This is a genomic window from Streptomyces sp. W16 (assembly GCF_033194735.1).
In the GTDB taxonomy this organism is placed as follows: domain Bacteria; phylum Actinomycetota; class Actinomycetes; order Streptomycetales; family Streptomycetaceae; genus Streptomyces.
The window spans coordinates 1-9,014 of the sequence record NZ_JAWOAI010000416.1 but is presented as its reverse complement, the minus strand read 5'-3'; the positions used below and the strand labels follow the sequence as shown (position 1 = coordinate 9,014).

13 protein-coding genes and 1 tRNA gene are annotated in these 9,014 nt (G+C 65.4%); 10 read left to right on the top strand and 4 right to left on the bottom strand.

Going from position 1 to position 9,014, the window contains the following annotated elements; translation table 11 throughout:
- Positions 1-316: 316 nt before the first annotated feature.
- From orn to R6V09_RS38360, 5 genes are all read left to right on the top strand, one after another.
- Positions 317-919, top strand: a complete 603-nt coding sequence (gene orn, locus R6V09_RS38380; RefSeq protein ID WP_317886108.1) for an oligoribonuclease — start codon at positions 317-319, stop codon at positions 917-919.
- 82 nt (positions 920-1,001) lie between these two features.
- Positions 1,002-1,074: transfer RNA gene (locus R6V09_RS38375), tRNA-His, on the top strand.
- Positions 1,075-1,185: 111 nt separating this feature from the next.
- Complete coding sequence (locus R6V09_RS38370) at positions 1,186-1,431, top strand: hypothetical protein (protein ID WP_317886107.1); 246 nt, start codon at positions 1,186-1,188, stop codon at positions 1,429-1,431.
- Positions 1,428-1,961: a hypothetical protein gene (locus R6V09_RS38365; protein ID WP_317886106.1), complete on the top strand. Its 534-nt coding sequence runs from the start codon at positions 1,428-1,430 to the stop codon at positions 1,959-1,961. Before R6V09_RS38370 ends, R6V09_RS38365 begins: the two co-directional genes overlap by 4 nt.
- 130 nt (positions 1,962-2,091) lie before the next feature.
- Complete coding sequence (locus R6V09_RS38360) at positions 2,092-2,301, top strand: helix-turn-helix domain-containing protein (protein ID WP_317886105.1); 210 nt, start codon at positions 2,092-2,094, stop codon at positions 2,299-2,301.
- An 11-nt stretch (positions 2,302-2,312) separates the two neighbouring features.
- Here the strand turns inward: R6V09_RS38360 and R6V09_RS38355 are convergent, their stop codons facing one another.
- Together R6V09_RS38355 and R6V09_RS38350 are read right to left on the bottom strand one after the other, a co-directional pair.
- Positions 2,313-2,738 carry a hypothetical protein gene (locus tag R6V09_RS38355; protein ID WP_317886104.1) on the bottom strand — a complete coding sequence of 142 codons (426 nt, stop codon included), beginning with the start codon at positions 2,736-2,738 and terminating at the stop codon, positions 2,313-2,315.
- A 531-nt stretch (positions 2,739-3,269) separates the two neighbouring features.
- Positions 3,270-3,998: a TRADD-N-associated membrane domain-containing protein gene (locus R6V09_RS38350; RefSeq protein ID WP_317886103.1), complete on the bottom strand. Its 729-nt coding sequence runs from the start codon at positions 3,996-3,998 to the stop codon at positions 3,270-3,272.
- 107 nt (positions 3,999-4,105) lie between these two features.
- Between R6V09_RS38350 and R6V09_RS38345 the strand changes: the two genes are divergently transcribed.
- From R6V09_RS38345 to R6V09_RS38335, 3 genes are all read left to right on the top strand, one after another.
- Entirely contained in the window at positions 4,106-4,399 is a 294-nt protein-coding gene (locus tag R6V09_RS38345; RefSeq protein ID WP_317886102.1) for an HNH endonuclease, read from the top strand.
- 587 nt (positions 4,400-4,986) lie between these two features.
- A complete protein-coding gene (locus R6V09_RS38340) occupies positions 4,987-5,328 on the top strand; it encodes a hypothetical protein (protein WP_317886101.1) in 342 nt (113 codons plus the stop codon).
- 2 nt (positions 5,329-5,330) lie between these two features.
- Positions 5,331-5,552, top strand: a complete 222-nt coding sequence (locus tag R6V09_RS38335) for a hypothetical protein (protein ID WP_317886100.1) — start codon at positions 5,331-5,333, stop codon at positions 5,550-5,552.
- 352 nt (positions 5,553-5,904) lie between these two features.
- Here R6V09_RS38335 and R6V09_RS38330 read toward each other — a convergent pair whose 3' ends face one another.
- On the bottom strand, positions 5,905-6,759 hold the full coding sequence (locus R6V09_RS38330; protein ID WP_317886099.1) for a helix-turn-helix domain-containing protein: 855 nt from the start codon (positions 6,757-6,759) through the stop codon (positions 5,905-5,907).
- Positions 6,760-6,765: 6 nt separating this feature from the next.
- Complete coding sequence (locus tag R6V09_RS38325) at positions 6,766-7,281, bottom strand: DUF6879 family protein (protein WP_317886098.1); 516 nt, start codon at positions 7,279-7,281, stop codon at positions 6,766-6,768.
- Positions 7,282-7,732: 451 nt separating this feature from the next.
- Between R6V09_RS38325 and R6V09_RS38315 the strand changes: the two genes are divergently transcribed.
- Together R6V09_RS38315 and R6V09_RS38310 are read left to right on the top strand one after the other, a co-directional pair.
- On the top strand, positions 7,733-7,954 hold the full coding sequence (locus R6V09_RS38315; protein ID WP_317886096.1) for a hypothetical protein: 222 nt from the start codon (positions 7,733-7,735) through the stop codon (positions 7,952-7,954).
- The gene (locus tag R6V09_RS38310; protein WP_317886095.1) at positions 7,951-8,136 is read left to right on the top strand and encodes a hypothetical protein; all 186 of its coding nucleotides are present in this window, start codon (positions 7,951-7,953) and stop codon (positions 8,134-8,136) included. Before R6V09_RS38315 ends, R6V09_RS38310 begins: the two co-directional genes overlap by 4 nt.
- Positions 8,137-9,014 lie beyond the last annotated feature (878 nt).

Below are 9,014 nucleotides of genomic sequence, written 5' to 3'. Positions count from 1 at the left end.
CGTCGTACGGCGGCGAGCGCGCTGTCGGCGGCGTCCGCGTCGGCCTCCTCCGCCTCGGCGGCGGAGAACGGCCGTGAGGCGTACGCCACAAGTCGGGCGGCGGCGAGCCTGCCCGGCCAGCGCAGCGCGACGTAGGGCCTCCCCGGCCGGCGCAACGTAGCGACAGCAAGCCCTCGGGGATCTCCGCCAGGAGATCCCCGAGGGCTTTCGCGCTCCGGGGTTTTCCGCGCGCTCCGGGGGTTTTCGCACGCCCCCGCACCACAAGGTCACCGCACGATCGGTCCAGCCGGGCGGCGCGCACCTTAGGGTTAGACACATGAACGATCGCATGGTGTGGATCGACTGCGAGATGACCGGCCTCTCGCTGTCCGACGACGCTCTCATCGAGGTGGCCGCCCTCGTCACCGACTCCGAGCTGAACGTGCTCGGCGAAGGGGTGGACATCGTCATCCGCCCGCCGGACCAGGCGCTGGAGACGATGCCGGACGTAGTACGCCAGATGCACACCGCATCCGGCCTGCTCGACGAGCTGGCCGGCGGTACGACGCTGGCCGACGCGGAGGAGCTGGTCCTGGCGTACATCCGGGAGCACGTCAAGGAGCCGGGCAAGGCCCCGCTGTGCGGCAACTCGGTCGGCACCGACCGCGGTTTCCTGCTCCGTGACATGCCGACCCTGGAGGAGTACCTGCACTACCGCATCGTGGACGTGTCCTCGGTGAAGGAGCTGGCCCGCCGCTGGTACCCGCGGGCGTACTTCAACAGCCCCGAGAAGAAGGGCAACCACCGAGCCCTCGCCGACATCCGCGAGTCCATCGCCGAACTGCGCTACTACCGCGAGGCGATCTTCGTCCCGCAGCCCGGCCCCGACTCCGACACCGCCCGCACGATCGCCGCGAAGCACGTCCAGCCCACCCCGTAAAAGCCGTGCGCGAGCACCCCTTCGGACCCTGTACACTTTTTCTCGGCCGGTCGGAAACTCGCAGAGTGAACGACCGGGCATGGTGGGTGTAGCTCAGCTGGTAGAGCACCTGGTTGTGGTCCAGGAAGTCGCGGGTTCAAGTCCCGTCACTCACCCTCTCCAAGAGGCCGTTGACCTGCAGTATGCGGGTTGACGGCCTCTTTTTGCTCCTCCGCGGCCGCACTGGCGGTCACCCGGGATCTTGAGAAGGCTCCCGTGTTCCCCTCATGGCAAGCGCTCGCAAGCGCGTCCGCAGGGACGGCAGCACCGCGCATCAGGTCGAGTTCGCCGCGGCCTTTGATGCCGCCCTTTACATGGTGTCCGACGCTGAAGTGATGCTTACGCGGGTACTGAACACCATGAGCTTTTCCGCGTACACCACGCAGCTTGGTCACACCCACAGCGAGGCCCAGCACTGGATCGACGCCGTATGCAGGGAGGCCATCGCCGTGCTCCGCCTACCGGCAAGATGATCGCCGTGCAGACAGAAACGTTGGTGGGGCTGATCGGCTTCGGTGGCGCTGTAGTGGGTGCCGGAGGTGCCCTGCTGGGCGGATGGCTCCAGCAGCATCACGCAGCCAAGACAGCGAAGGATGAACGCCGTAGCGAACGCCGGTACACGACGGGCCAGGCAGCGCTTGAGATTCTCATACGTTTCCGTCAGGCCACTGCATCCCGGACGGAGGACCAAGAGAGCGAGGATGCCTGGAATGACGTGTTCATCGACTTGACCGTGACCTTCGACGCCGCCCTTTACGTCGTGCCCGATGGCGACGAGATGCGAGAGCAGGTCTTCGAGATCGTGAGGCTCATTGCGTACTACGAGCAACTCGGCCAGACACATCAGGAGTCCAACCTCTGGATTGACTCACTGTGCAAGGAGGCTATCGAGGTGCTCTCCGCCTTCCTGCGCGAGGACCCGCTCCCGAGTCCGTCCCGCTTCTTCCTTGATCAACAGGAGATGGTGGAGGCTCATCTACGGAATCGCACATCCCAGCCATGACACCCGTCAGCAAGGTGCTTGTGTTTTGAAACATCAGACCGCATAATCGCGATCAGTACCACCAGTGCGTCCGCGCGCAGGCCCCGCCTCCCACGAGGACGGGGCCTTTTCGTGTTTCAGGGAGGCCGCCATGGAGGACGAGACCTGGCTGACGGTCAAGGAAGCCGCGCTCTTCGTGGGCGTGGACGTCCAGACTGTCTACTCCTGGGCCCGCCGGGGCCACCTGAAGGTCACCGGGCTCGACCACCAAGGCCAGAAGCTCTTCCGTCATCTCGACGTCGCCCAGGCCGAGTTGGACACCCGGGCCAAGGCCGGACGCGTGCTGACAACCGCTGCGTGATCCCAAGCGCATCAGAGAGCGACAAGCTCTCGCCACCACATCGGGTGCTCCGACGTGATCAGGCGCATCGAGGGACTGTGGGTCAGCATGAACTGACAGAAGTCTCGCCAGTCCTCATAGGACTCCGATTCTGGAATGCGACGAGTGGACATAAGGCCGCACTCCAGTGCATCCGCGAGGAGTTCCGCGAGAATCAAGACGCGCTCGCGCTCCAGGCCGTGGTCGGGTGTCGGCTTGGCTTCATAGAAGTAAGCACGCATGCCGGGGTACTCCAGCATCTTGAAGTAGATGTCCCGAAGGTTGGCAATCGCCACGTCCAGCGCGTTGTTGCCCGCCATGGTGTTACTTGTGTGCACCTGGTCAACGGCGGCTTTGGTCTGTTTGGCCAAGTACAGCAACGAGACGATCAACCCCACTAATCCGCCGATGGCGGTCACCAACGTCACTACGGTTATCACGAGTACCCCCCGCACCTAAACCACCTGTGGAATCAGCGACGCCCCCATCCGGGCAACGGTTCCTGAAGCCCGTTAGCTCACGTGTCGCCCCACGCATCCGACCGACTCGTAACCGTCTGACGCCCCTCCTCGGAGCGCCAGACGGCCGGCTCAGTCAGCTCTCGTCCTCGACCTGCTCGGGCTTCCGCTGATCGCGATACTCGCGGAGGAAACGGAATGCCTCGCTCCCAAGGACGAGAAGGGCTGCGGCGGCACTCAGGGCCGCGTTGAGTGTGTCCACTGCTGAAGATCCCTTCTCCGGGACCTCGGGCAACAGAACGTGCCAAGATCCCGGCACGTCTACACATGCCTGGACTTCTTGGTCACGCCCGGCGAGTACTTGCTTTCCGTCGCTTCCCTGGGCAGTGAGCAGGGCTTCCGGCTGGTCAGCACCTCCTGGAAGGCCCTACGCCGAGGCCATACCCGAAGGCCAATATCAACAATCCTTGGAGCGACGCCTCTTGACGGCCGTCAGAGCGCCTGTGTCTCCGGCTGCTGATGCGGAACTGCTCCATTGACGCTGGGCTCCGGAAGGGCCTCGGCCGACTTCAGGACGCCATTCAACTCGGGGAGCGTCGCGGCGGAAAACTTCAGGATCAACGCCGCCTGTAGATGGGCCCTGAGCGTCGGATCCGTGACGTTCTCCAGGAGCTTGATGGCCTGACCGGCGTCCCGCTCCACCTTCATGTCCTGTCGGAGCGACTGGGTCTGGCTCTCCATGTGCTTCAGCGCAGCATCGGCCCGCTTGTGGAACAGGGTGCCAATCACCGTCATCACAAGGCCCGCCACGCTCGCCGTGACGGAGGCGTACTGGTCCCCGGTGCTCTCGGCCTTGAAGATCGCCATGCCTACACCGGAGATCAAAACGAGGCCACCCAGGATGGAGCAGGTCAGACTGGCGCTGAAACTCCGGCGCGCCTGGACGAGACCATAGGCGTAGTACTCCACCAGGAGCTTGGCGAACCGGGTCTCAGTTTGGTTCTCCAGATCCGGATGAGAGCGAGACTCCGCGTCGGTCTTTCCGTCCAGGTCGGTCTCGGGTGTCTCGCCCAGAACCTCGGTCAACAGACGGCGCCGTTCCGAGTCGATCTCCACCCGGGTAAGCCTCTGGACGAACGGCATCACGAACTTCGAACCGACCAGGTAGAGAGCGGCGGCAATCGCTGGGGTTGCCGGGACCGAAAGCAGGGACCAATCCACGCCCCCACTGTGCCGGAACTTGACTGACGCCAGCGGCTATCCACCTTGACTCCGCTAGCTCCTGACCGGTCACCCGTCACAGCACGCACGTGAGGGGGGAGCCGGCCGTGGCGACCAACCGCGTCGAACTCACCTCGCACGAGTTCCGCAAGCTCCGTACCCGCGTCCTCGCCGAGTCGGACGTCTGTCTCGTGTGCGGTTATGGAGCCGCCGATGCGGTCGACCATGCCCACCCGGTGAGCAAGGGCGGAGCGAAGCTCGATCCCGACAACCTCGCACCCATCCACGGTGTGGCCGGCTGTGCGGTGTGCCTCCGCAAGTGCAACAGCAAGAAGGGCAACCGGCCGCTGTCCGAGGTCGTACAGCTCGTCACCTCGGTCGACTGGCCCGCGGGGCCTTAGGACGGACGCAAGTGCTGTTCGGCGACGTAAGAGAGGTCCCCCACTTCACTCCCGAACTCCTCCGAGTCCGCAGTGATGTCGGGCTCGTTCCCCTGTGAGCTGACAGGATGGCAGTGACCTTCGGCTGACTGGCGAAGCGTCAAAGCCGCATATGCACAAGCGAGTTGGTGGGCAGTCGGCCCGTCGCCCTCCTCAGCGGCCTTCTTGACCCGCTCCAGGAGAGTGACCCGGACCTCCTGCGCCAACTCGGCTTCGTCCCGCCGTGGGGTGGACTGTGCGCCCTCGTCGCTCTGGCTCATGGACCGGACGGTAGAGCAACGCGGCAGGCGCACAAGCCCTCTCGTCTCCCGGACCGAGCGCCCTGAAGCACAGGGGGCGTGGAGGCATCCTCGGTACTCCGATGCTGAAAACCGGAGTGGCCGAATTGGCAGTCTCCTACGGTCCTACGCTCACCCCGGCGGAAGTCGCGGTGCTCAAGGCCAAATCGGCCTGATCTGCCAACAGAAAGCCCCGGCTCCACGGCCGGGGCTTTCGCATGTCCCAAACCGCGCCGGGCCTCCCCTCGCTCACCCGGCGAGGAGGTCCCTTTGTTGATCCCCGAGCTGCTCAGGTCCCTGGCCGCAGCCGAGGACTCAGACCCCGACATCGGAAAACTCATCGGCCAGTTCGCCCAGTACGGCATCGTCGGTGTGGTCGTGGTCCTGCTGGTCCTCGGCGTCATCGTCCCGAAGTACGTCATGAACAACCTCACAGCGGACAGGGACAGTTGGCGCCAGGCGTTCGAGAGGGAGCGGGACGCTCACGGCCTCACGCGGCAGCAGCTCGCCAAGGCAGAGGAGCGCGGGGACGTCGCGATCGAGCAGGGCAAGACCCTCACGCGGCTCCTAGAAGAGCTGGGCCACCACCCACAACTCCCCAGGAGCGCCTGACGATGCGGCTCTTCACCCGACGCACGAAGGCGTCTCCCGAGGCAGAGACCGCGATGAGGACTGCCGAGAAATCCCTCCGGGACGCGCAGGCCCGAACCCCCGAGGTCGAGGCCAAGCTCACCGAGAGCCACCGGGTGAAGGAACAGCTCCAGGCACACAACAGAGCATGTCCGTACGGCGACTTGGTCGAGTCCATCGTCATTGGCCGGCTCACCGACAGGTGAGGAGGCGCACGCTCCCAGCCGCCTGACCTAGGCCCGAGCCGAAAGCGGCCCCACTCTCCTTCGGGAGGGCGGGGCCGCTTCGTCTTGTCGCCCACTTGGCGGACGCCCCGAGGAGACGCTTCTGTCACACTCGAAAAGCCGCTGGTTTTGGGCCGGGCACCAATCTCCCATCGGGAGCCCCCATGACCACAGTGCAATCCATCGCCGCCTGCATCGCGGTCGTCGAGCTGGCAGGCGCCGCACTCCGCTTGATCGCAGCGATCATCAACCGCCGTGGTGGCGACGGAGCCTGAAGGACAACGCCCCTGCACGGTCATCGCGACCATGCAGGGGCAGTTCATACTGCCTAGGGTCAATGCAGTGCGTCGATGGCCTTCACGATCAGGGCGCGAGCGTCGGCGCCGTACACGGCCATCTCGGTCAGCCGGGCGAACGCCCTCAGGTAAATGTCGAGTTCGCCGGGGGCCGTGACAGTCACCTTCGCCGCGAGCAACTCCACATGGATGCGGGTGTTGTCGAAGACCGTGAACTGTTCGAGCGGCCACATGACCTGTTCCCGGGGCGCCGCCGCAGGGATGATGCCCAGCGACATCGACGGCAGGGACATCGCGGCGAGAAGGTTGCCGAGTTGGCCGGCCATCACGTCCTGGTCGCCGATCCGGTGGTTGAGGACGTTCTCCTCGATCAGTGTCGCGAAGCGGTGGTCGCCTTCGTGGATGACCCGAACGCGGCGCATGCGGACTTCGACTGCCTCGCTCACGTCGTCCGGGGTGCCGCGAAAGGCCGCGATCGTGCGCATGAGTGCCGTCGCGTAGCCGGGCGTCTGCAGATAGCCGGGCATGACGTGGGAGGCGTACACCCGGAAGAGGCGGGTGCGCTCGTACAACTTGGCGGACGTCTCCGCCAGTTGCTTCATGCCCGTGCGCTGAAGCCTCTTCCAGTGCAGGTACATGGCGTCGGCCTGACGGTTGGCCGCGATGAGGTCGTCCGTCTGGCCGTCGGCGCCGCAGGCTGTACACCAGGCGCGGATGTCCGCGTCGGACGGAACGGTGACCGCGTTCTCGACCCTGGAGGACTTGGCGACGGACCAGCCGCACAGACGGGCGAGTTCCTTGCTGGTGATGCCCGCATCCAGGCGCAGCTCCCGCAGACGTGCCGCGAGAGCTGCGCGCGCTTCCTGCACGCTGGACGTGGGGAACGTAGACATCGACGGTTACTTGACCTCGTACTGCTCGTGCGGGACAGCCCGCTCCCAGACACGTTCGAACGCTGCCGCGTGCTGCTCGACCATCGCGGGATCGTCGCACAGTTCCTTACTGATCCACTCACCGTCACCCGAGAAGTGGTGGACGCGCATCAGCCGCCCGTCGAAGATCCACAGATCGCTGCCCGGCAGCAGCAGGTCCCAAGCGCGATGCCGGGGGAGCCAGCGGACTTGCTCGCCGGCCTCCACGTTGGCGCGGGTCTGGTGATGCTCCCAGGCGATGTAGTCGGTGACCGGCTCGGACACGACCCTGACTCGCCGCACCTGAACGCCGCGCGCGACGGCGTCCGCGATGTCCTGGTGATAGGGCCGCCACCAGGAGGCGCGGTCGTCCCAGTCGACACGCTGGCCGTTTTTCCAGGCCTCGAAGCGAGGGTTGGTGAAGTACGTGTCCCGCATCTCCAGGTGGACGGCCGACTGCCCGGTACCGGCGAGGAGTTCAGCGAACTCCGGGATCGAGTTCATCGCACGCCTTCCTGATGATCGGGATCATGCGCCTCGGGATCCTGATGACAGTCTCGCCGGGCGGGATCGGCGCCCGGGCCGGAGACAAGGTGTCGCATGTCGTGCTGGTCTCGTCGTCGGCCTGATAGCTCTGGATCAGCAGGTCTGAGGTGTCCGTGTCCACCCAGACAGTCGGGCATCCATCCTCGTCTGTCTCAGGGTCGATCCCAACGAAGTGAATGTTCATTGTGGCTGGCCTCCCGCGCTGGTCGGTTGCAGCGATTTACATCACATTCGTGGCCGTGAGTCACATGGTCAAGAGCACATGTCGGCCATGGTCTGCGTCAACAACTGACATGTAATTCGGTGCAACCTCGTAGCCGGGAAGGTGAGGCGGTTCCTACCGTCGAGGCACAAAGAACCCGGCGACCGCGCGAACGGCCCCGGGCACGGCCGACTAGCTGGAGTCGACATGCCGGAGAATACGCAGACCGCGGAAGCCGCGAACACCCCGACCGCCGTCGGGTGGTGTGCCTGGCATCAGAACTACGCACGAGGCGTGCGCCTCATCCAGGTGATCGAGCAGAGCAGCGGCCCGGGAACGATGGGAAACCACTTCGCCTGCCACCCATGCCGCCAGGCCTACGACCTCGTGCCACTCGCCGACCAGCCGCTACCGGCCTCCACATCATGACCGAGCCTGCACCCGCACCGACCCCGGTGAACGAGGCGCTCAACGCTCTCTTCGACCACTCCGTCGCCTGCCCCGGCTGCAAAGTCGACGTGGACAGTCCTGAGCCACCACCCACCTGCCCGGAGGCGGAGGAGCTCTACCGGGCCTGGTTCATTCTCTGGCGCAAGGAAGTCCGCAAGTGAAGATCTGCGCGAGCTGCGATAAGCCGATGCGGGACGAAGAGGCGAGAGACGTACCCAAGATGTCGCCCTCGGGCGCGGGCACGACGCTCTACATCCACAAGGCGCCGTGCAAGCGAGTACCCACCCAGACTGCGCCCGGGCGCCGTTACTGACCCTCGCCCGCCCCATACCCCGTTCTCCATGGGTCGCGCGGCACCAGGCCCCGGCCGTCTCGCAGCGACCGGGGCCTCTTCACATCCCTGCACCTGGACAAGCACCGTCACAGGACCAATGGTGGCTTACAGCACAGGAGTTGACCGAACAAAGCGATCGCCCCATGAGCGTGTGGACGCGGAACCACGCGTGGCCACACAGACGGCATCGAACGCAATCGACGGAGCGTCCACTGCAACCCCCATGTCCGCTTTTGCGGATAACCGCAGGTCAAGCCTTCGCAAAGGATTGGGTTCAAGTCCCGTCACTCACCCTCGAAGATCAAGGGCTGACCCGTACGAATGGGTCGGCCCTTGATCCGTTTCCGCACCCTTGCCGACACCATCGGTTGTCACAAGACAGTCACACCGCGTTCGCCACGCCCTCGCGGCGTCCATCATGCCCATACGCGCAGAACGTCCCCGTAGGGACCGCTGCGCTCCGCTCACCATCGGTGCCCCGTCGCGCGACTCAGCGGCGGGGCACCCGCACGCTCCTGCCCGAAGGACATCCATGCCGCGCGCCAAGGCCAAGCCCGGGGACGTCTTCCTCGTCATCGTCTTCGTCGGGATCGCAGGCATCGGCCTGCTGCTCGCCCTGCTCAGCTGGGTCGCCACGACGCCCGCCGTGCAACCCGTCGCCGCCCTGGCCCTCGTCGGCGGCGGGGTCCTGGCCGTTCGCCAGAT

What these genes read in the sequence shown, in the direction of transcription:
- R6V09_RS38325 (WP_317886098.1), bottom strand. Translation starts at nt 7,281, where the DNA reads ATGAACTCGATCCCGGAGTTCGCTGAACTCCTCGCCGGTACCGGGCAG.
- R6V09_RS38370 (WP_317886107.1), top strand. Translation starts at nt 1,186, where the DNA reads ATGGCAAGCGCTCGCAAGCGCGTCCGCAGGGACGGCAGCACCGCGCAT.
- R6V09_RS38360 (WP_317886105.1), top strand. Translation starts at nt 2,092, where the DNA reads ATGGAGGACGAGACCTGGCTGACGGTCAAGGAAGCCGCGCTCTTCGTG.
- R6V09_RS38330 (WP_317886099.1), bottom strand. Translation starts at nt 6,759, where the DNA reads ATGTCTACGTTCCCCACGTCCAGCGTGCAGGAAGCGCGCGCAGCTCTC.
- R6V09_RS38315 (WP_317886096.1), top strand. Translation starts at nt 7,733, where the DNA reads ATGCCGGAGAATACGCAGACCGCGGAAGCCGCGAACACCCCGACCGCC.
- R6V09_RS38335 (WP_317886100.1), top strand. Translation starts at nt 5,331, where the DNA reads ATGCGGCTCTTCACCCGACGCACGAAGGCGTCTCCCGAGGCAGAGACC.
- R6V09_RS38310 (WP_317886095.1), top strand. Translation starts at nt 7,951, where the DNA reads ATGACCGAGCCTGCACCCGCACCGACCCCGGTGAACGAGGCGCTCAAC.
- orn (WP_317886108.1), top strand. Translation starts at nt 317, where the DNA reads ATGAACGATCGCATGGTGTGGATCGACTGCGAGATGACCGGCCTCTCG.
- R6V09_RS38365 (WP_317886106.1), top strand. Translation starts at nt 1,428, where the DNA reads ATGATCGCCGTGCAGACAGAAACGTTGGTGGGGCTGATCGGCTTCGGT.